This is a genomic window from Luteimonas saliphila (genome assembly GCF_016774335.1).
Classification (GTDB): Bacteria; Pseudomonadota; Gammaproteobacteria; order Xanthomonadales; family Xanthomonadaceae; genus Luteimonas; species Luteimonas saliphila.
Genome location: NZ_JAETWA010000048.1, coordinates 128,037 through 148,834, shown reverse-complemented (window position 1 = coordinate 148,834; position 20,798 = coordinate 128,037). Strand labels below are relative to the sequence as shown.

Genomic DNA, 20,798 nt, shown 5'->3' with positions numbered 1-20,798 from the left:
CACGCCACCGCCGCTCAGCGCAGCAGGTACTGGTTGAGCAGGTTCTCGTAGCGCTCCTGCTTGCCGCTGATCTGCTGCGGTTCGCCGGCCTTCGCGGCCAGCGCCGCAAGATCGGCCAGGCCGAGCCTGCCATCGGCGAACGCCTTGCCGTCGCCGGCGTCGAAGCTGGCGTAGCGCTGCTTGCGCCACTGCTCCCACGGAGAATCCTCGAGCAGCGCGTGCGCCACTTCCAGACCACGCGCGAACGCGTCCATGCCGCCGATATGGGCGATGAACAGGTCCTCCATGTCGGTGGACTCGCGGCGCGGCTTGGCGTCGAAGTTCAGGCCGCCGACGAGGCCGCCCTGGCGCAGCACCACCATCATCGCGCCGACGGTGTCGTACAGGTCGGTCGGGAACTGGTCGGTGTCCCAGCCGTTCTGCGCGTTGCCGCGGTTGGCGTCGATGCTGCCGAGCAGGCCATGGTCGGCCGCCACCTGCAGGTCGTGCTCGAAGGTGTGGCCCGACAGCGTGGCGTGGTTGGCCTCGATGTTGAGCATGAAGTCCTTGTCCAGGCCGTGCTCCTTGAGGAAGCCGGCGACCGTGGCCGAATCGAAGTCGTACTGGTGCTTCATCGGCTCCATCGGCTTGGGCTCGATGAAGAACTTGCCTTGGAAGCCGATGCTGCGCGCGTAGTCGCGCGAGGCGCCGAGGAAGCGGGCGAAGTGCGCCAGTTCGCGCTTCATGTCGGTGTTGTGCAGCGAGGCGTAGCCTTCGCGGCCGCCCCAGAATACGTAGTGCTCGCCGCCCAGCTCCACCACCGCGTCGAGCACCGCCTTGACCTGCACCGCGGCGCGCGCGACGACGTTGAAATCCGGGTTGGTCGACGCGCCATTCATGTAGCGCGGATGCGAGAACAGGTTCGCCGTGCCCCACAGCAGCTTGACGCCGGTGGCCTGCTGGCGCTCCTTGGCGAGCGCGACCATGTGCTTGAGGTTCTTCTCGTACTGGCCGATGTCCTCGGCGTCCGGAGACAGGTCGACGTCGTGGAAGCAGTAGTAGGGCACGTCGAGCTTGGTGATGAACTCGAACGCCGCATCCACCTTGGCCTCGGCGGCAGCGAGCGCGTCGCCGCCGTCCCAGGGGAAGCGGCGCGTGCCCGGGCCGAACGGGTCGGCGCCCGCATTGGTGAAGGTGTGCCAGTAGCAGACCGCGAAGCGCAGGTGCTCGCGCATGGTCTTGCCGCCGATCTTCTTGCCGGCGTCGTAGACCTTGTACGCCAGGGGATTGTCCGAACCTGGGCCTTCGAAGGGAATGGCGCCGATGCCGGGGAAGTATTCCTTCGCGCCGATGAATGCCTTGCTCATTGCGGTGTGTCCGTGGAGTCGTGGAGGAAAGGCGCGTTCAATCCGCGTAGAGCGGCCGGATCGCGTCGAGGTGGGAAAGGAATCGCTGGTACTGCGCATCGTAGGCGCCGGTGGCCTCTGCATGCGGATGCGCCGCCAGCCGCGGGTCCAGCCGCACGTGGGCGGCGGCCAGCGCATTGAGATCGCCATCGCAGCCGCCCTCGGCACGCTGCACGGCCCACAGCGCCTGCAGCGCGGCGCCGAACGCCGCGCCCTCGGCCTGCTCCGGCACGTCGACCGACAGGCCGAACATGTCGGCGGCCATCTGCCGCCACACCGCGCTCTGGCTGCCGCCGCCGGTCAGGCGGATCGCCTCGAACCGTAGGCCGCCGTCGACGAGCGCGTCGTAGCCGTTCTTCAGGCTGTACATCGCCCCCTCCATCGCCGCGCGATAGAGGTTGGCCGGGGTGAGATTGGTGCCGGTCATGCCGAACAGGTTGCCGCGGCCGTGGGGCAGGTCCGGAGTGCGCTCGCCGTTGAGGAACGGCAGCATCAGCAGGCCTTCCGCGCCGGGGCGGGTACCGGCCAGCAGCGCGTCGCCCTCCTTCGTCGAGAACCCGCACAGCCTGCCGACCGCCTCGGTGGCGACGGTGCAGTTCATGGTGCAGATCAGCGGCAGCCAGCCGCCGGTGGAATCGCAGAACGCGGCCCAACGCCCGGTGTCATCGACCACCGGGCGGTCGGCATAGGTGAACAGCGTGCCCGAGGTGCCCAGACTCATGCTCAGCACGCCCGGCACCACGTTGCCGGTGCCGATCGCGGCCATCATGTTGTCGCCGCCGCCTGCCGCCACCTGCACGCCGTGCGGCAGGCCGAGTTCGTCGGCCAGCGCAGGCTTGATCGACACCAGGGTGCCGGCGTCCACCAGCGGCGGCAGGCAGGCGCCGAGGTCGCGGTCGGGATCGGTCGCAGTCAGCAGCTCGGGGGACCAGGCACGCCGACGCACGTCGAGCCAGCCGGTGCCGGACGCGTCGCCGTGCTCCATCCACAGCTCGCCGGTCAGCCAGTAGTTGATGTAGTCGTGCGGCAGCAGGATCGTGGCCAGGCGCGCATAGGCCTGCGAGCGGTGCTTGCGCGTCCACGGCAGCTTGGAGGCGGTATAGCCGGCCAGGATCGGGTTGCCCGCGAGTTCGATGCAACGTTGCGCGCCGCCGGCCGCGTCCATGATCTCGTCGCATTCGACGCTGGTGCTGGTGTCGCACCACAGCTTGGCCGGCGCCAGCACGCTGCCGCTGCGGTCCAGCGGCACGAAGCCATGTTGCTGGCCGGACACGCCGATCGCGACCACCCGCGCGCGCAGCGCCGGATCGATCCGGTCGAAGCAGGCGCGGACCGCATCGACCCACCAGTCGGCCCGCTGCTCGCGGCTCCCGTCGTCGCCCGCGGCGAGATCGAGCGGCTGCCCCGCCGACGCCATGATCTGGCGCGACTCGGGATCGTAGGCCACCAGCTTGACGCTCTGGGTGCCCACATCCAGTCCAACGAACAGGCCCATCCGGAAATCCCCAAAAAGTTAGCGCTACCACAAAACCTGCTGTCTTCTGCGCGAGCGCGGGGCGTCGAGACCCGCCCGGCGCGCCTGATTCGGCGTGGTGCGTAGCGCGAACTCTACACAGGTGACCAAAAAAAGCCTTGCTGCGGTGCGCAACAACCCGCTGCCTCCCCGGTGAAACGGGTTAGCGTTAACACTTTCTTTCTGTTCTGGGCGCGCGGCCACCCCCAACCCACCAGCCGCCGCACGACGCAGGGGTCCCTTTTCCAGCCCGCCCGGGTGTTTGCCACGGCGTGCAGCGGTACCGGCGCACCGGCCCTGCGTCTGCGTCTGCGTCTCAGAACAGAATGATACGGTGTCGCCCCGACGCGACCGGTTCCATCAGGATCCGGTAGCCATCGTGGTCGAATCCTTCCACGGGCACCGCCAGCCGGCGGGCCGCCGCGCGTCCCGTGGCGCTGCCGAGGTAGTGCCAGTCGCGGACCACGTGGATCTGGGTCATGTCGGCGCCTGCCTCGACCAGCCCGATCGCCCCGGCGTAGGGCCATGGCGCCACCCGCAGCGCCTGCAGGGCCGCTTCCAGCCGCAATGCGTGCTCGGCGAGCGCCTCGCGTCCGCAACAGGCGCCTGCGCAGCGGTCGAGCGCTGCCCGGAAGCAGGGGCGTCCGGCCGCCAGCCGCTCGAGTCCGACCAGCCCGTAGCACAGCCGGTTGTCGTCGGCGATCGTGCGCAGCGCCTGCAGGGCCGCCGCGCGGCTGGAGAACAGGCCGTGGAGCCCTTCGGCCGAAGCGAACGGCATCTCGTGCGAATGCATCACCTTCACCCGTCCCCGCAGCAGGCGGAGCGAGCACAGTGGGCGCCTGCGCCGCAGCCGCTTGTTGTGGACAGGCTGGCGCAGCTTGATCTGCTGCGCCTCGAGCAACTGCGCGCCAGGTCGCCGGCCGTGCGGACGGCATCGATCCGCCGGGTCTGGCGCAGCAGCCGCGCCTCCTCCGGCGTGCGCAGATGGTCCAGCACCCGCTGGCGGATGTTCACGCTCTTGCCGATATACAACGGCACGCCTTCGTCCGCGCCGTGGAAGACGTACACGCCGGGCGCACGCGGCAGCGCCGCGATCTGCGGCCGCAGGTGGCCGGGATAGGCGTAGTGCGGCGCCTCGGTGCGGCGCGCGGGCAGCGGAACGTACATGGAGCGCGTGCCAGGGACTGGAGCGATCGATCCTCGGTGCCGTCCGTCTCAGCCGACGAGACCGCAAGCCGGAGACTGCCGCGACGTAGAATTCCCCTCCCGTTCCCCGCAGCGCACCCGATGACCGAAACCGTCCGTCCCGTCTTCCACGGCTTCGAGCAGATCCCGCTGCGCGAATACGCCGAGCGCGCCTACCTCGACTACTCGATGTACGTGGTGCTCGACCGCGCGCTGCCCTTCCTCGGCGACGGCCTCAAGCCGGTGCAGCGCCGGATCATCTACGCGATGAGCGAGCTGGGACTGAACGCGGCCGCCAAGCCGAAGAAGTCCGCGCGCACCGTCGGCGACGTCATCGGCAAGTTCCATCCGCACGGCGACAGCGCCTGCTACGAGGCGATGGTGCTGATGGCGCAGCCGTTCTCGTACCGCTACCCGCTGATCGACGGTCAGGGCAACTTCGGCTCGACCGACGATCCGAAATCGTTCGCAGCGATGCGCTACACCGAATCCCGGCTGACGCCGATCGCGGAAGTGCTGCTCGGCGAGCTCGGCCAGGGCACGGTCGACTGGACGGCCAATTTCGACGGCACCCTGGACGAGCCCAGCTGGCTGCCGGCACGGCTGCCGCACCTGCTGCTCAACGGCACCACCGGCATCGCGGTCGGCATGGCCACCGACGTGCCGCCGCACAACCTGGGCGAGGTGGTGAGCGCCTGCGTGCGCCTGCTCGACGATCCCGACGCCAGCGTCGCCGACCTGTGCGAGCACGTGCGCGGCCCCGACTACCCGACCACGGCCGAGATCATCACCCCCGCCGCCGACCTGCGCGCGATCTACGAGACCGGCGCCGGCAGCGTGCGCGCCCGCGCCACGTTCCTGAAGGAGGGCACGAACATCATCGTCACCGCCCTGCCCTACCAGGTCTCGCCGTCGAAGGTCATCGAGCAGATCGCCGCGCAGATGCGCGCCAAGAAGCTGCCGTGGCTGGAGGACATCCGCGACGAATCCGACCACGCCAACCCGGTTCGGATCGCGCTGATCCCGCGATCGAGCCGCGTCGACGTCGAACAGCTGATGGGCCATCTGTTCGTGACCACCGACCTGGAGCGCAGCTACCGGGTCAACCTCAACGTGATCGGGCTCGACGGCCGCCCGCAGGTGAAGAACCTGAGGATGCTGCTGGGCGAGTGGCTGGCGTTCCGCGCCGACACCGTCACCCGACGGCTCAAGCACCGGCTCGAACGCGTCGAGCGCCGCCTGCACCTGCTCGAAGGCCTGCTGGTCGCGTTCCTCAACCTCGACGAGGTGATCCGCATCATCCGCACCGAGGACGAACCCAGGGCGGCGCTGATCGCGCGGTTCGCACTGTCGGAGGAACAGGCCGACTACATCCTCGACACCCGGCTCAAGCAGCTCGCGCGCCTGGAGGAAATGAAGATCCGCGGCGAGCAGGACGAGCTGGACGCGGAGCGCGACCGGCTGATCGCCACCCTCGGCAGCAAGGCCAAGCTGAAGAAGCTGATCCGGGACGAACTGCTCGCGGACGCCAGGAAGTTCGGCGATCCGCGCCGCTCGCCGCTGGTCGCGCGCGAGGCCGCGCAGGCGCTGGGCGAGACCGAGCTGGTCGCCAGCGAACCGGTCACCATCGTGCTCAGCGGCAAGGGCTGGGTGCGCGCAGCGAAAGGCCACGACATCGATGCGTCCTCGCTGTCCTACCGCGAGGGCGACGGCCTGCTGGCCACGGTCAAGGGACGCACCACGCAGCAGGTCGCGTTCCTGGACAGCAACGGCCGCAGCTACTCCACGCTCGCGCATTCGCTGCCCTCGGCGCGCGGCAATGGCGAGCCGCTGACGGGCCGTTTCTCGCCCGCCCCCGGAGCCTCGTTCGCGGCCATGGCCAGCGGCAGCAACGACGACCGCTACGTGCTCGCGTCCTCGCACGGCTACGGCTTCGTCACCCGCTTCGAGAACCTCACCGGGCGCAACAAGGCCGGCAAGGCGATGCTGTCGCTGTCCGAGGGCGCGAAGGTGCTGCAGCCCGCGGCTGTGGGCGGCGTCGAGACCGACCGCATCGTCGCGGTCACCAGCGCCGGCCACCTGCTGGCGTTCCCGGTGTCGGAACTGCCGGAACTCGACCGCGGCAAGGGCAACAAGATCATCGAGATACCCAAGGCCAGGCGCGGCACCGAACGGGTGGTGGCGGTGGCGGTGGTGCCGCCGGGGGGCACACTGCTGGTGAAGTCCGGCGCGCGCGCGATGAGCCTGTCGTTCAAGGACCTGGGCGATTACGTCGGGGCGCGTGCGAGCCGGGGGGGATTGTTGCCGCGGGGGTGGCAGAAAGTGGACGCACTGCATGTCGAGTAGCCACTGCGGCCGCTCGATGTCCGGCGCGCGGCGGCGCTGCCGACCACATCGCTGGCCACTGCACGGGCGGCGCGGCCGAATGATGGCCACGAGCGCAGCTCGAGCGCCGTGGCGGCGCGGCACAAGGGCGACGCTTCATGAGGAGTGACAGCTGATGGACGCGGACTTCTGGCACGATCGCTGGCAGACGAACAAGATCGGGTTCCATCGCGATGCGCCGTTGCCGCTGTTGACGCAACACTGGCAGTCGCTCGGCCTTCGCGAAGGCAGCCGCGTGTTCGTGCCCTTGTGCGGCAAGTCCCTGGACATGGTCTGGCTCGCCGATCAGGGGCATCGCGTGCTCGGCATCGAACTGTCCGAACTGGCGATCACGCAGTTCTTCGACGAGCGCGGCCTCTCGCCGCGCACCCATGCCAGCCCGGCCGGCACCCATCACGTCGCCGGGCCCTGGGAGCTCGTCGTCGGCGACGCGTTCGCGATTCCGGAGGAACTGCTCGCCGACTGCGCGGGGGTCTACGATCGCGCCGCGCTGATCGCCCTGCCGCCCGACCTGCGCGCCACCTACGCCAGCACCACGTGGGCTCGCCTGCCGGCGCACTGCAGGGGGTTGCTGGTCACGCTGGAATATCCGCAGGCGGAAAAGTCCGGACCGCCGTTCGCGGTCGGTGAGGCCGAAGTGCATGCGCGCCTGGGCCAGCGATGGCAGGTCGAACTGCTCGAGCGCCGCGACCTCCTCGACTACGAACCGTCGTTCCAGGCCGAAGGCGTCTCGTCCCTGTCGACCGCCGTCTATCGCCTCGAGCGCGCGGAGTAGACGTCGCAGGCCACCGGGTTGACACACCCGCATTGCCTGTCCATCGGGGGACTGGGTCGGGTCCCGGCGCCGCCCCGGCGGTCGCCGTCAGTCCTGCGAGGCGTCCTCGCCCATGCGCGACTGCTGGTAGTTTTCCAGCCCCACCATCGTGATCAGGCGCAGCTGCTTCTCCAGCCAGTAGGTGTGGTCTTCCTCGGTATCGGCCAACTGCGCCACCAAGATCTGGCGGCTGACGTAGTCGCCGTGGCGCTCGCACAGCGCGATGCCGTTGGCGAGGTTCTCGCGCACCTTGTATTCGAGGTCGAGGTCCTTGCGCAGCATTTCCTCGACCGTGCTGCCCGGTTCGAACGCGTCCGGGCGCATGTCCGGCTCGCCCTCGAGGAACAGGATCCGCCGCAGCAGCGCATCGGCGTGTTGCGTCTCCTCTTCCATCTCGTGGTGGATGCGCGCATGCAGGGCATGCAGACCCAGGTCCTCGTAGCGCCGGGAATGCAGGAAATACTGGTCGCGCGCGGCCAGTTCGCCGCGCAGCAGGAACTTGAGGTAGTCGACGACTTCGGGGTGGCCTTTCATCGCGGCGTTCCTTGCGGGGAGTCGGTGAGCATACCGATCCGCGACGCATCCGGGTCGGATGAGAACAACTGCATTTCCCATTCTCATGCGGCCCAGGCCGTGCGACGCCGGGGCGCTCAGCCCACCGGCGCCTCGGCGGCCAGCCTGCGCAGTTCGCGAAGCGAGGCCGGTTCGTCCCGGGCCGCCATCACCGCGCGTGCGCCGCGCACGATGCGATCGGCGTAGCCCAGGTCGTTCATCAGCGAGCCGGCCTGCAGCCCGTCGACCTGATGTGCGCGCACCATCGCGAACAGACGACCGCGCATCGCCTCGCCGAACCCATCGGCCTCGCTCGCCAACACGGCCAGCGCCGCATGCAGCGTCTCGCCCTCGACCTCCGCCACGCCGAGCCGGTGGAACGCGCGCAACTGCGACAGCAGGTGGCGGCGCAGCTCGACATAGGCCTCGCGCAGCGGCGAGTCTTCCGCGTCGAGCCTGCGCCGCAGGTTGAGCTGGAGGTCGCCGGCATCCTTCACCGCCTTCACCATCTGCAGGGCCGCCATCTGGCTCTGCGTCCAGAAACGCTGATGGTCCTCGTCCAGAGGCATGTCGAATCGCCCCATGAAGTCCAGCAGGTCGCCGTAGACGCCCTTGATCCGCGAGCGGTAGAGCGTGTCGGCTTCGACGTGGTGCGCTGCGGGGCGGGCACGAACCAGCTCTTCATCGGGCACCTTCGCGACCAGCTGGCCGCGCGGCAGGTACAGCGCCTCGCAGATCACCTCCAGGCCGAGCCTGCCCAGATGACGCAGTTCCCGCGAGACCGCGGCCGCCGCCGCGTCGGCCGACTCCAGCGCCTGCGCGCTCAGGTGCAGGGCGCGACCGTCCCCCGGGGCCGGCGTGGCCGCGACGTCGGGCACGGCCACGCCGCCGTCCTGCAGGCGATCGGGCAACCAGCGCGCGAGGCGCCTGGCCAGCCGATCCTGCCATGACCAGAACAGGGCGACCCCGATGGCGTTGAACAGCGTGTGGAACAGGGCCAGTTGCAGCAGCGCGTTGTCGCCGAACCCGATCGCACCGGAGAACAGCCGCACCAGCCAGGTCAACGGCAGCAGCAGGAGCAGCGCCGTGAGTGCGGTGGTCGCATTGAACAGGACGTGTGCGAGCGCCAGGCGCTGGCCGCTGCGGTTGCCGCCCAGCGCGCCGACGATCGCGGTGCTCACGCTGCTGCCGACGTTGGAGCCGATGGCGATGGCCAACCCCTGCTCGAGTCCGAGCTGGCCGCTGGCGAGCGCCGCGAGCGTGAGCATCAGCGTGGCGTGGCTCGACTGCAGCACGACGGTCGCGACCAGACCGACCAGAACGAACAGCAACGTGCCGGCGACGCCATCGCTTCCGACGGCGGTCAGGTCGATTCCGCCGCCGACGGCCTCGAACCCGTCCTTGATCTGGTCGATGCCCAGGAACACGAAGGCCACCCCCAGCACCACGCGTCCGGCGGCCTTGCCCCGGGTTCCGGTGAACCCGGCCAGCACACCGAACACCAGCAGCGGCAGCGCCAGCGGCGACAGGCTGATGTCCTGGCCGGCGAGCGCCAGCAGCCAGATGCCGCTGGTCGAGCCCAGGTTCGCGCCGAGAATGATCGCGATGCCGCCGGTGAGCTGGATCAGGCCGGAGCTGATGAAGGCGATGGTCAGCAGCGAGACCAGCGTGCTCGACTGCAGCACGAAGGTCCCGCCCATGCCGAACAACAGCCCGCGCGCCGGCGTTCCGGTGCTCCTCGCCAGCAACTGCTCGAGCTTGCCGCCCGCCAGCTGACGCAGGCCCTCTTCCAGGCATTGCATGCCGAACAGGAAGATCGCCAGGCCGGCACTGAGCTGCAGCCATCCTGCATTCCGCCAGAACGTCCAGCCCAGGACCGCCGCCGCAGCGACCAGCACGACAACACGGATGTTCAAACGCATGCAGCTCCCGCCTCGCCAGCGCTGCATTAGACACCAGCCTGAAAATGCGGCGTCGGCCGCACCCCTTCCACGGGTCCGCGTCGCGGGATCGGCTAGAGTACGGGCTCCGGATTCGGCACGAGGCGATAGCGGCATGGTCCTGTGGCTCAAGCGCCTGCTGCTCGCCCTTTCCGTGATCGTCCTGCTCATCGTCGCCTCGGCCTGGTGGTTGTTGCGTGGCAGCCTGCCGGCGCTCGACGGCGAGCGCCCGCTCGCGGGCCTCGTGGCGCCCGTGGCGGTCGCGCGCGATGCGCTCGGTGTGGTCACCATCGACGCGGCGAGCGAAATCGATGCGGTGCGCGCGCTCGGGTACGTGCATGCGCAGGAACGCTACTTCGAGATGGACCTGTTGCGACGCACCGCCGCCGGCGAGTTGTCCGCGCTGTTCGGTCCGGTCGCGCTGGACGTCGACCGGCGCCACCGCGCGCATCGCATGCGCGCACGCGTGAACGCCGCCCTCGATGCGGTCGCCGGCGACAAGCTTCCGCTGCTGCAGGCCTATGCCGACGGCGTCAACGCCGGCCTCGCCGCACTGCGCGTGCGGCCCTGGCCCTACCTGCTGCTGCGCCGGCAACCGCAGCCCTGGCTCGCCACCGACACCGCGCTGGCCGGCTACGCGATGTACTTCGACCTGCAGGATGCGGCCAATGCGCGCGAACTCGCGCTGTGGAAACTGCGGCCGCACCTGCCGCAGCCGCTGTTCGCACTGCTGACGCATCCGGGCAGCAGCTGGGACGCGCCGCTGACGGGAGAGGCGTTCGGCGACGCGGTGCTGCCGTCCGCGGAACAGCTGGACCTGCGCAAGCTCGATGCGCCGGAACCGGGCGGACCCGGCCCCGCGCTGGCCCGCACGTTGTCCACCTCCCAGCGGACGGCTCCCGTCTTTCCCGCAACGTACGAGGCAGGCACCGGCGGCTCGCCTGCGGCGACCGGGTACTTTCCGGGCAGCAACAATTTCGCCGTCTCCGGCGCGCTGACCGCCGACGGCCGCGCGATCGTCGCCGACGACATGCACCTTGGCCTGCGCGCGCCCAACCTCTGGTTCCGCGCGCGGCTGCGCTGGCCGGACGTCCGCGCCCCGGGCGGCCGCGTGGACGTGCAGGGCGTCACCCTCCCGGGCCTGCCGGCGGTGGTGGTCGGCAGCAATGGCCACGTCGCCTGGGGCTACACCAACAGCTACGGCGATTACCTCGACTGGGCGCTGGAGACACCATGCGAGGGGGATCCGTCGTCGATTCCGGCGGACACGACTTGCACGCCGCTCGAGATCCATCCGGAGAGGATCGAGGTCGCCGGCGGCGATCCTGTGGCCTTCGACGTCAGGGAGTCGTACTGGGGACCGGTCCTGCACGACCTGCCCGACGGCCAGGTACTGTCGCTGCGCTGGACCGCGCACCTGCCGGGTTCGGTGAACCTCGGCCTGATGGATTTCGCGCGCGTCGGCGACCTCGACGCCGCGCTGGCGATCGCCGACCGGACCGCGATCCCGACCCAGAACCTGGTGCTCGGCGACTCGAAGGGCGACATCGCGTGGCGATGGCTGGGCCCGCTGCCGGCACGCGCGCCGGCCTGCAGGCCGGACGGTCCCCAGTCGGTCGATACCGTCGCTCGAACCCCACCCTTCATGGATCCGGCCCAACACGCGTCTTCCTCGCCGGACGATCCGGCCTGCCGCCCCTGGTGGATCGCCACGAGCGGCTCTCCAGCGGTCCGGTCGCCCGCGGTCGACCGCCTCTGGACCGCCAATGCGCGGGTCGTCTCCGGCGGCGACCTCGCCCGGATCGGCGACGGCGGCTATGCCCTCGGCGCGCGCCAACAACAGATCCGCGACGCGCTGCTGGCGAAGGACCGCTTCACCGAAGCCGATCTGCTCGCGATCCAGCTCGACGATCGCGCGATCCTGATGACGCGCTGGCACGGCGTGCTGCGCTCGCTCGGCGGCGAGGCCGCATCGCCCGCCCTGCGCGAGCTTGCCGACGCCGCAGCCGACTGGCAGGGCCACGCCAGCATCGACTCGGCCAGCTACCGCATCGTGCGCGCCTGGCGGCAGGCGGTGCATGCGCGCCTGCTCGATGGGCTCGTGGCGCCGGCCCGCGCGGCGACGGGCGAGGATTTCGCCACGCCGGACCTGCCGCAGTTCGAGGGCGTCGCCTGGCCCCTGGTGCAACAGCGCCCCGAACACCTGCTGCCACGCCGCTTCGAGACCTGGCAGGCACTGTTCGAGGATGCGGCGCAGGAGGTCCGCGACGAGCTCGCAGCGCAAGGTCCCCTGCACGAGCGGAGTTGGGGCGAACGCAACACTGCCGCGATCTGCCATCCGCTGGCCAGGGCGGTCCCGCTCGGCAGGCGCCTGCTGTGCATGCCGGCCGAACCGCTGCCCGGCGACGCGATGATGCCGCGCGTGCAGGGACCGGCATTCGGCGCCTCCGAACGCGTGGTGGTGTCGCCCGGCCGCGAGGCCGACGGCATCCTGCACATGCCCGGCGGCCAGAGCGGCCACCCGCTGTCGCCGTTCTGGGGGGCCGGCCACGACGACTGGGTCCATGGCCGGCCGACGCCGTTCCTGCCCGGAACCTCGGCCCATGCGCTCACCCTGGTGCCGTAGTGCCCACAGCCTGCCGGCCACACGCATCCGCCGTTGTTCATCGCGCCTTTGCTAGCGTTCCAGTCAACTCCCTGCCGCCCGCGGACCCACGCCTGCGCCGATGTGGAAACGCCTGACCTGCCGACCGCTGTTTCCGCGTTATCCAGCGCAAGAGCCATCAGTCCGCCCGCCGACGGGTCACGCATGATCGAATTCGGACATCTCACCCACGTCGGACTGCGCCGCGAGCTGAACGAGGACACCTACTACGGCGACAGCGAACTGGGGCTGTGGCTGGTGGCGGACGGCATGGGCGGACACGAATACGGCGAGGTCGCCAGCGCGCTCGCGCGCGAGACGATCGTGCGCGAAACACGGCAGGGCACGCCGCTGCAGCAGGCGATCCGGATCGCCGACGAGGAGATCATCCGTGCCTCGCGCCAGCGCAACGACGCGCTGCCGATGGGCACCACGGTGGTCGCCGCGCGCGTGGTCGGCAACCGTTTCGAGGTGGCCTGGGTCGGCGACAGCCGCGCGTACCTGTGGCGCGACGGCAAGCTCGCCCAGCTCTCGCACGACCACAGCTACGTGCAGGAACTGATCGCCCAGGGCGCGATCAGCGTCGACCAGGCGCGCAGCCACCCGCACCGCAACGTGGTCACCCAGGCGCTGGGCGTCACCGAGCCGCAGTCGCTGAACGTGGAAACCCTGTCGGGCGAACTGTCTCCCGGATCGCAACTGCTGCTGTGCAGCGACGGGCTGACCGAGGAAGTCGACGACAGCGGTATTTCCCGCGTGCTCGCGCACGGCGAGTGCAGCGCGCAGGAGTGCGTGGACGGACTGGTCGCGGCCGCGCTCGACGGCGGCGGCTCGGACAACGTCACCGTGGTGCTGGTCCGCAGCCACTGACCGCGGCGCGTCTTCTCAGCCGGTCGCGGCTTGCGCCATCGCCGGTTCAGGGGCGTCCCAGACGCAACGGCCCGCCTTCTTCCGGATCGCCTCCACCCTCGCCTGGTGCAGGGCGAGGTCTTCGTCCGGCACCACGATCGACGGACGGGGCCCGCTCACGGCAAGCGCGACGGCCGCCTGGCCCGCGCGCGGCGAAGACGAGGGTTCGCTGCTGGCGAAGCCGATCTCGCCCTGGCCGGCGGTGAGCGCCAGCCAGGCCTCGGCCAGCAGTTGCGCGTCGAGCAATGCGCCGTGCAGCTGGCGGTGCGAGTTGTCGACGCCGAGCCGCCGGCACAGCGCGTCCAGCGAGTTGCGCTGGCCCGGATAGCGCTGCCGCGCCAGCGCCAGCGAGTCCTGCACGGTGACCCGGTCGCACAGCCGGCCGTAGCCGCCGCCCAGCCGCGACAGCTCGTGTTCGAGGAAGCCCATGTCGAACGCGGCGTTGTGGGCCACCACCTCCGCGCCGTCGACGAAGGCGAGGAACTCGTCGGCGATCTCGGCGAATTTCGGCTTGTCGGCGAGGAATTCCAGCGTCAGGCCGGTGACCTCCTGCGCACCCGGCTCGAACTCGCGCTCGGGATTGAGGTACTTGTGGAAGGTGCGGCCGGTAGGGCGGCGTTCGACCAGCTCCACGCAGCCGATCTCGACCACGCGGTTGCCCTTCTTCCATTCCAGGCCGGTGGTTTCGGTGTCGAGGATGATGTGGCGCATAGGGGCGGGGATTCGGGATTCGGGATTCGGGATTCGGGATTCGGGATTCGGGAGTCGAAGCTCGGAACGTGAGCTCAGTGCGCGGACCCTGGTCCGGCCCGATCGCCGCGCCGCTCCGCCACCGGCAAAGGTTGACGGCGGATCAAGCCACCGCTCCGGCCCGCTGGCGGATCGCCTCGTCGCGCGCCAGCACGTCGACGCGCTCGTTGTCCGGATCGCCGGAATGCCCCTTCACCCAGCGCCAGTCGATCTCGTGGCGCCGGCTGGCGGCGTAGAGGCGTTCCCAGAGGTCGCGGTTCTTCACAGGGTCGCCGCCGGCGGTCTTCCAGTTGCGCCGCACCCAGTTCGGCATCCATTCGGTGATGCCCTGCCGCACGTACTGCGAATCGGTGTGCAGTACCACTTCGCAAGGGCGCGACAGCGTCTCGAGCGCGACGATCGCCGCCATCAGTTCCATGCGGTTGTTGGTGGTCAGCGGCTCGCCGCCGACCAGGGTGCGCTCCTGCTCGCCGTAGCGCAGCAGGGCGGCCCAGCCGCCTGGACCTGGGTTGCCGAGGCAGGCGCCATCGGTGTGGATGCCGACCCCGCTCATGCCGCCGAGGCGCCCTGGGGCAGTTGCATCACGCGTCGCTGCCGCACCGGGGTCAGCGGCATCGTCCGCTTCTCGGCGCGCAGCAGGTAGGCCGCGCGCAGCCCGGCGCCCTGCTGCAACCCCACCGACGCCTGCACCGACCAGACCGGCCCCAGTCCCTGCGACACCGCGTCCGGCACCAGGCCGGCGCTGCGCAGCCGCCGGCGCCAGGACAACGGTTCCGAAGCGATGACCCCGGTGCCCCGCCATCGCCAGCGGTACGGCGCCAGCGGGTTGAGCACGAACAACCACAGGTGCCCGCCGTGCACCAGCAGGCGCTCGGCTTCCTGGAGCAGGGCCGGGCCGTATTCGCCGGAAGGCCGCGCCACGTGCTGCAGCACGACCACGCCGAACGACTCGCTCGGCAACGGCAACGGCAGGCCGCAGGCGATCGGGCCGCTCCATCGGCCGCTCCCGTCGGGCTGCAGGGACACGCCTCGTCCGCCGCCGTCGGGGACGGCGCGCGACGCCGGTCCGCACCACAGCCACGGCAGGCCGGGGCGGTCGGACAGGGCGTGCGCCACCGTTTCCTCCTCGCTCGCCAGCACCGCCCGCCCGGCATCGGACAGGAACCAGTCGTGGAGGACGGGGCCCGTTTGACGGGCCGGGTGCGAGGGGGGCATGGTCGCCATTCTATAGGCAGCCCGGGCACGCCCCTGAAGATGCGACTGAGCGCCCTACCCGCGCTGACGGACAACTACATCTGGCGACTGGCCGATGCCGAGGGCCGTTGGCTGGCGGTCGATCCCGGTGAAGCCGCGCCGGTACTGGCCGCCGCCGAGGGGGCGGCCGCGCCGCTGGCGATCCTGCTGACCCATCATCACGACGACCATGTCGGCGGGATCGGCGCTCTGCGCGACAGGTGGCCCGGGGTCCCGGTCTACGGCCCGGCGGACCCGCGGCTCCCGGCCCCGATCCATCGCGTCGGGGACGGCGATCTGGTCGAGGCCGGCCCGTGGCGCTTCCGGGTGCTGTCCGTTCCGGGCCATACCGTGAGCCACATCGCATTCCATGGGCACGACCTCTTGTTCTGCGGCGATACCCTGTTCAGCCTCGGCTGTGGTCGCCTGTTCGAAGGTACGCCCCGCGACATGCTCGGCTCCCTCGACCGGCTGGCCGCCCTGCCCGATGCGACCCGTGTCTGCTGCGGGCATGAGTACACGCTGGCCAACGCCGCCTTCGCGCGCGTGGTCGACCCCGACAACGCGACGCTGCGGCGCCGCCATGCACAGGCCACCACGATGCGCGACCAAGGACTCCCCACCCTGCCCACGACCCTCGGCGAGGAGCGCGACTGCAACCCGTTCCTGCGGATCGACGCGTCCGCGGTGCGCGCGGCCGTGGCCGCGCGCCTGCCCGCCGCCGCGGGCGACCGGATCGAAGCCTTCGCCGAACTGCGGCGCTGGAAGGACGGCTTCCGCGCATGAGCGCGCGCGCGATCGCCGGCGGGCTGGCGCTGCTGTGCGCGCTGGCCGGCCCGGCCCGGGCCGACGACGATGCCCCGACCCACGCCCCCCCCGCCACGACGGACACCGCCCCTCCCCCCGCTTCCGGGACCGTGGCGGGCACTCTCGTCGATGCGGACGGGCCGCCGCCCGGGCCTGCCGCCGCACCACCGCCGGCTCTGGCCGCGACCACCCGCAGCGGCCTCGATATCTACCGCGATTTCCGCGCGGGGCTCGCCGACCCGGTGTGTGAACCCGGGGCGAGCAGCCGCTGGCGCCAGCATTTCGCCCAGGCACCCGGCCAGCTGGCCTCCCCGCGCAGCGACGTGCTGCCGTTGTTCGGCTACGTGGTCGACCGCCTGCGCGAGGCCCAACTGCCGACCGAGTTCGCGTTGATCCCGTTCGTCGAGAGCGGTTACAAGCCCGGTGCGCGTTCACCGCAGGGTCCGGCCGGTCTGTGGCAGTTCATCGCCCTGACCGCGCGCAATCACAAGGTGGCCGTGCGCCCGGGCTACGACGGGCGCCTGTCGCCGATCGATTCCACCGACGCCGCGGTGCGCTACCTCAAGACCCTGCACGGCATGTTCGCCGGCGACTGGCGGCTGGCGGTGATGGCCTACAACGCCGGCGAGTACCGGCTGCTGGGGGCGCTCCGGCGCGCCGGCCAGCGTCCCGCCGATGCGGACCCGTCGACGTTGCCGATGCCCGCGATCACGCACGCCTATGTGCGCAAGCTGCACGCGCTGTCGTGCATCCTGGAGGAAGCCGAGGATCGCGACGCCTGGCTGGCGTCGCTGGACCGCCCGGTGCCGGTGCTGACCGCAGCCGAGGTTCCCACGCACATCGCCACCCTGGACACGCTCGCCGACCAGCACGGCGCCGACGTCGCGCAGCTGCGTCGCCTGAACCCGGTGTTCGGCGACGGCAGGGTCGTGCGCGGCGGCGGCAAGCCGCGCGTGCTGCTGCCCTCGGCGTCCTCGACGGCTCTGGTCGCCGCCGGTCCGTCCTCCGCCCGGGCCATCGCTTCACCCGCGCCCGGCGCCGCGGCCCCGGGAGAATTTCCCGACGCCATGGCCGATGCCTCGGCCCACGTCGATCCACCGCCGGCACGCACGCATACCGTCGTCCGCGGCGATTCGGCCTGGCGCATCGCCGGCCGTTACGGCATCACGCCGGGCGAGCTGCTCGCGCGCAACGGACTGGATGCCCGCAGCGTGCTGCGCCCTGGCACGGTGCTGGCGATCGACGCCGCCGTGGGGGCCGCCGCGACCGCCGTGGCAGAATAGCGGCCGGTCCACACCGCGAGTCATCCATGGGTTTCCTGCAAGGCAAGCGCGCATTCATCACCGGCATCGCCAGCCAGCGCTCGATCGCCAACGGCATCGCCGAGGCCATGCATCGCGAGGGCGCCGAGCTCGCCTTCAGCTACCAGAACGAAAAACTGCAGTCGCGCGTGGAGGACGTCGCCGCCAGGCTCGGTGGCGGGCCGTCGTATCCGCTGGACGTCACCGACGACGCGCAGATCGCCGCGCTGTTCGACTCGCTCGCCGGGCACTGGCCGGACGGCTTCGACATCCTCGTGCACGCCATCGCCTACGCGCCGCGCGAGGCGATCGCCGGCGGCTTCCTCGATGGCCTGACCCGCGAGAACTTCGCGATGGCCCACGACATCTCGGCGTATTCGCTGTCGGCCCTGGCCAAGGGCGCGCGCCCGCTGATGCAGGGCCGCCAAGGGGCGATCCTGACCCTGAGCTACCTCGGCGCCGAACGCGCGTTGCAGAGCTACAACGTCATGGGCGTGGCCAAGGCCGCGCTCGAGGCCAGCGTGCGCTACCTCGCGCTCAACCTCGGACCGGAGGGCATCCGCGTCAACGCGATCTCGGCCGGGCCGATCAAGACCCTGGCCGCGGCGGGGATCGGCGGTTTCCGCAAGATCCTCGGACACGTGGAGGCCAATTCGCCGATCCGCCGCACGGTGACGATCGAGGACGTCGGCAATGCGGCGGCGTTCCTGTGTTCGGACCTCGCCTCCGGCATCACCGGCGAGATCACCTACGTCGACGGCGGCTACAACATCCTCGGCATGACCGGGCTGGACGAGGGCGAGTAAGCCATCGACTGAGCGCCACGCGCATAGAGAAAGCCCGGCGATCGCCGGGCTTTTTTTTTCCTTTCCGGAACCCCGGCGGAACTACAGGTTCGATTCCACCACGGTGACCTTCATCTGCCGGCGCAGCGCGCGCAGCAGGGTATCGGCGTCCTCGCGACCCACCAGCGCCGCCATCTGCTGCCGGAACATGTCGCGCTCCTCCTCCGCCGCCTCGCTGGCGTCGCCCGGCGTGACCTTGTCGACCGTGAACACCACCACGCTGCCGTCGGGCAGCACCGCCTTGCCCGGCGACACCTTGCCCTCGGTCGGCACCGGTACGCGGAAATACGCTTCGGCCGCCGCGGCGTCCGGCACCGGCGCGCCGCGCGGGACGCCGAGCATGTTCTGTCGCTGCAGCGAACGCGCATCCGTCAGCGCCTGCAGGCTCTCGCCACCGGCGAGCTGTTCCACCAGCGCGTCGGCTTCGGCCTCCACCCGCTTGCGGGCACGATCGGCGCGGATCGCGGCCACGATCCGCTCGCGCGCCTCGTTCACCGTGAGCGCGCGTTCGGGCTCGTGGTGGGTCACGCGGATCAACACGTTGCGGTCCGGCGCGATCTCGATCGGGTCGCTCACCGTCCCGTCCTGCACCAGACTGTCGGAGAACGCGGCGCGCTGAACCGCCGGCATGGCGATCGCGCCTTCGCCTTCGCCACGCGCGATCGGGCCGGCAGTGCGGACCTCGAGATTGGCCTGCTTCGCCGCCGCCGTCAGTTCCGTCGGGTTGCGGTACACCTCGTCGACGAAGCTGCCCACCAGATCGTTGAACGCGCGCTCGCGGTCCGCCTGTGCCTGTTCCTGCGCCAGGGTCTCGCGGACTTCGTCGAACGACACCTGCTGCCCGCTCCGGATCTCGCGCAGTTGGATCACGTGCCAGCCGAACGGGCTGCGGACCGGATCGCTGATGCTGTCCGCCTGCGCCGCGAACACCGCGTTCTCGAACGGTTCGACCATGCTGCCGTCCTGGCGGATCCACCCCAAGTCGCCACCGTTGGCGGCGGAACCGGGATCGCCGGGGTTGGCCCTGGCCAGCGCCGCGAAATCCGCACCGGGTTCGCGTGCCTGCTGCGCGATCTCCCGGGCCCTGGCCTCGGCAGCCTTCTGCGCGGCTTCGTCCGCACCCGCCTCGACCGGTACCAGGATGTGCGAAACCAGCCGTTGCTCCGGCTCGACGAAACGCGCCTTCTCCTGCTCGTAGCGCTGGCGCAGGGCGGCCTCGTCGGGCGCCGGCGTCGCCGGCAGGGCATTGCCGTCGATCTCCACGTATTCGAGCGTGACCCGCTCGGGCGCGCGGTACTCGCCAATATGGGCGTCGTACCAGGCCTGGATTTCGCCGGCGCTGACGGCGCCGCTGTCCGGTGCCGGCGCGGGCAACACCACGAACGACACGTCGCGGCGTTCGCCGAGCAGTTGCATCATCCGTTCGGTCTCGCCCTGCGTGGTGAACGCCGAGCGCGCGACCTGGCCGCCGAGCAGCGACGCCTGCAGGTCGTCGCGGACCATTTCCTGGAATCCCTGCGGCGTGTAGCCCTGCGACTGCAGCGTCAGCAGATAGCGCTGCTGGTCGAACGCGCCGTCCACCTGGAACGCCTGGATGCCGTCGATCGCCTCGCGCACCCGGGTGTCGCCGACGACCATGCCGTCGCGCTTGGCGGCGAGCTGCAGCACCTTGCGATCGACCAGCGCCTCGAGCACCTCGCGCTTGGTGTCCGGGGATTCGAAGGCGCGCGCGTCGAACCGTTCGCCTTCCAGTTGCCGGCGCCGCTGGCGTTCGGCTTCGAACGCGTCGCGGAACTCTTCCGGAGTCACTTCCGCGGACTCCCATGCGAACTTGCGCACCAGCCACCAGTCGGGCGCGGAGCGCCACCACGATGGCTGCACCTCCACCTTCGCGGCAAAGTTGGACCCGCTCTGGAACAGGTACTGCTCCATGCCGAAGAAGGCGAACGGGATGGCGAGGAGCGCGACGACGACGATCGCGATCCAGCCGGTCATCTTTTCTCGAAGGGTCTGCAGCATCGGGGAAGGCGGCTCGGGACGTAGCCGCACAGTTTAACCGCACGGCCGCCGCTGGGCGCGAGATAACCGGCGCGGGGTGCGGCCGGGCCTCGCCCGGCGGGCGGGTGGCGGGCTGGCGAACCGCTGTCCGTGCAGCCGCGTGGCGTCCGACGCGACGCGGTGGCGGGCGCGCTGCCGGCCGTGGCACGGCGGCCGCCGGCATCCCCGCCTGTGCGCCGGGCACGCCGGTCGGTGCCGGACATCGCGCCCGAAACCGCAGCGACCCGCGCAGGCAGCGATCCAACAAAAAACCCCGCATCGCTGCGGGGTTCTTCGTAATCGATGGCGGAGCGGACGGGACTCGAACCCGCGACCTCCGGCGTGACAGGCCAGCATTCTAACCAACTGAACTACCGCTCCGCGCCTTGAAACCTGTTCGCGGTTCCAGCGCCCCCCTGATGGTGGGTGCTGAGGGTTTCGAACCCCCGACCCTCTCCGTGTAAAGGAGACGCTCTACCGCTGAGCTAAGCACCCGCT

Annotated in this window: 15 protein-coding genes, 2 tRNA genes and 1 pseudogene; 7 read left to right on the top strand and 11 right to left on the bottom strand. The window is 70.5% G+C overall.

Annotated elements, in window-relative coordinates:
* Positions 1-14: 14 nt before the first annotated feature.
* The 3 genes and pseudogenes from xylA to cho form a co-directional block, all read right to left on the bottom strand.
* Positions 15-1,346 (bottom strand): xylose isomerase, encoded by a 1,332-nt coding sequence (xylA, locus tag JMO03_RS20710; protein WP_202845655.1) that lies wholly within the window; start codon positions 1,344-1,346, stop codon positions 15-17.
* Positions 1,347-1,383: 37 nt separating this feature from the next.
* Positions 1,384-2,880 carry a xylulokinase gene (gene xylB, locus JMO03_RS20705; RefSeq protein ID WP_202845654.1) on the bottom strand — a complete coding sequence of 499 codons (1,497 nt, stop codon included), beginning with the start codon at positions 2,878-2,880 and terminating at the stop codon, positions 1,384-1,386.
* A gap of 334 nt (positions 2,881-3,214) precedes the next feature.
* Positions 3,215-3,966: pseudogene (gene cho, locus JMO03_RS21570) on the bottom strand (excinuclease Cho).
* A gap of 219 nt (positions 3,967-4,185) precedes the next feature.
* On the opposite strand from cho, the gene parC reads away from it, so the two are divergent.
* Positions 4,186-6,429 carry a DNA topoisomerase IV subunit A gene (gene parC / locus JMO03_RS20695; protein WP_202845653.1) on the top strand — a complete coding sequence of 748 codons (2,244 nt, stop codon included), beginning with the start codon at positions 4,186-4,188 and terminating at the stop codon, positions 6,427-6,429.
* Between the two features lie 154 nt (positions 6,430-6,583).
* Positions 6,584-7,243 carry a thiopurine S-methyltransferase gene (locus JMO03_RS20690; protein WP_202845652.1) on the top strand — a complete coding sequence of 220 codons (660 nt, stop codon included), beginning with the start codon at positions 6,584-6,586 and terminating at the stop codon, positions 7,241-7,243.
* An 87-nt stretch (positions 7,244-7,330) separates the two neighbouring features.
* Here JMO03_RS20690 and bfr read toward each other — a convergent pair whose 3' ends face one another.
* Positions 7,331-7,816 carry a bacterioferritin gene (bfr, locus tag JMO03_RS20685; RefSeq protein WP_202845651.1) on the bottom strand — a complete coding sequence of 162 codons (486 nt, stop codon included), beginning with the start codon at positions 7,814-7,816 and terminating at the stop codon, positions 7,331-7,333.
* A 116-nt stretch (positions 7,817-7,932) separates the two neighbouring features.
* On the bottom strand, positions 7,933-9,756 hold the full coding sequence (locus tag JMO03_RS20680; RefSeq protein ID WP_202845650.1) for a Na/Pi cotransporter family protein: 1,824 nt from the start codon (positions 9,754-9,756) through the stop codon (positions 7,933-7,935).
* A 133-nt stretch (positions 9,757-9,889) separates the two neighbouring features.
* On the opposite strand from JMO03_RS20680, the gene JMO03_RS20675 reads away from it, so the two are divergent.
* Positions 9,890-12,400 (top strand): penicillin acylase family protein, encoded by a 2,511-nt coding sequence (locus JMO03_RS20675; protein ID WP_202845649.1) that lies wholly within the window; start codon positions 9,890-9,892, stop codon positions 12,398-12,400.
* 183 nt (positions 12,401-12,583) lie between these two features.
* Positions 12,584-13,288: a PP2C family protein-serine/threonine phosphatase gene (locus JMO03_RS20670; protein WP_202845648.1), complete on the top strand. Its 705-nt coding sequence runs from the start codon at positions 12,584-12,586 to the stop codon at positions 13,286-13,288.
* A 15-nt stretch (positions 13,289-13,303) separates the two neighbouring features.
* Here the strand turns inward: JMO03_RS20670 and dnaQ are convergent, their stop codons facing one another.
* From dnaQ to JMO03_RS20655, 3 genes are all read right to left on the bottom strand, one after another.
* Positions 13,304-14,038, bottom strand: coding sequence for a DNA polymerase III subunit epsilon (gene dnaQ, locus JMO03_RS20665; RefSeq protein ID WP_202845647.1), 735 nt, complete (start codon positions 14,036-14,038; stop codon positions 13,304-13,306).
* Between the two features lie 142 nt (positions 14,039-14,180).
* Complete coding sequence (gene rnhA / locus JMO03_RS20660; RefSeq protein WP_202845646.1) at positions 14,181-14,630, bottom strand: ribonuclease HI; 450 nt, start codon at positions 14,628-14,630, stop codon at positions 14,181-14,183.
* Positions 14,627-15,292 carry a class I SAM-dependent methyltransferase gene (locus tag JMO03_RS20655; RefSeq protein ID WP_202845645.1) on the bottom strand — a complete coding sequence of 222 codons (666 nt, stop codon included), beginning with the start codon at positions 15,290-15,292 and terminating at the stop codon, positions 14,627-14,629. The genes rnhA and JMO03_RS20655 overlap by 4 nt, the downstream gene beginning before the upstream one ends.
* A 39-nt stretch (positions 15,293-15,331) precedes the next feature.
* Here JMO03_RS20655 and gloB point away from each other — a divergent pair, with 39 nt between their 5' ends.
* Genes gloB through JMO03_RS20640 form a run of 3 tightly spaced genes read left to right on the top strand, consistent with a single transcriptional unit; the run spans position 15,332 to position 18,224 of the window.
* Positions 15,332-16,096: a hydroxyacylglutathione hydrolase gene (gene gloB, locus JMO03_RS20650; RefSeq protein ID WP_202845644.1), complete on the top strand. Its 765-nt coding sequence runs from the start codon at positions 15,332-15,334 to the stop codon at positions 16,094-16,096.
* On the top strand, positions 16,093-17,400 hold the full coding sequence (locus JMO03_RS20645; protein ID WP_202845643.1) for a lytic transglycosylase domain-containing protein: 1,308 nt from the start codon (positions 16,093-16,095) through the stop codon (positions 17,398-17,400). The genes gloB and JMO03_RS20645 overlap by 4 nt, the downstream gene beginning before the upstream one ends.
* 26 nt (positions 17,401-17,426) lie before the next feature.
* Entirely contained in the window at positions 17,427-18,224 is a 798-nt protein-coding gene (locus JMO03_RS20640; protein ID WP_202845642.1) for an enoyl-ACP reductase FabI, read from the top strand.
* A gap of 81 nt (positions 18,225-18,305) precedes the next feature.
* Here JMO03_RS20640 and JMO03_RS20635 read toward each other — a convergent pair whose 3' ends face one another.
* The 3 genes from JMO03_RS20635 to JMO03_RS20625 all read right to left on the bottom strand — a co-directional run bounded on the left by JMO03_RS20635 (position 18,306) and on the right by JMO03_RS20625 (position 20,795).
* A complete protein-coding gene (locus tag JMO03_RS20635; protein ID WP_202845641.1) occupies positions 18,306-20,282 on the bottom strand; it encodes a SurA N-terminal domain-containing protein in 1,977 nt (658 codons plus the stop codon).
* Positions 20,283-20,604: 322 nt separating this feature from the next.
* A tRNA-Asp gene (locus tag JMO03_RS20630) sits at positions 20,605-20,681 on the bottom strand.
* A gap of 39 nt (positions 20,682-20,720) precedes the next feature.
* Positions 20,721-20,795 (bottom strand) — tRNA-Val (locus JMO03_RS20625).
* Positions 20,796-20,798: the final 3 nt, after the last annotated feature.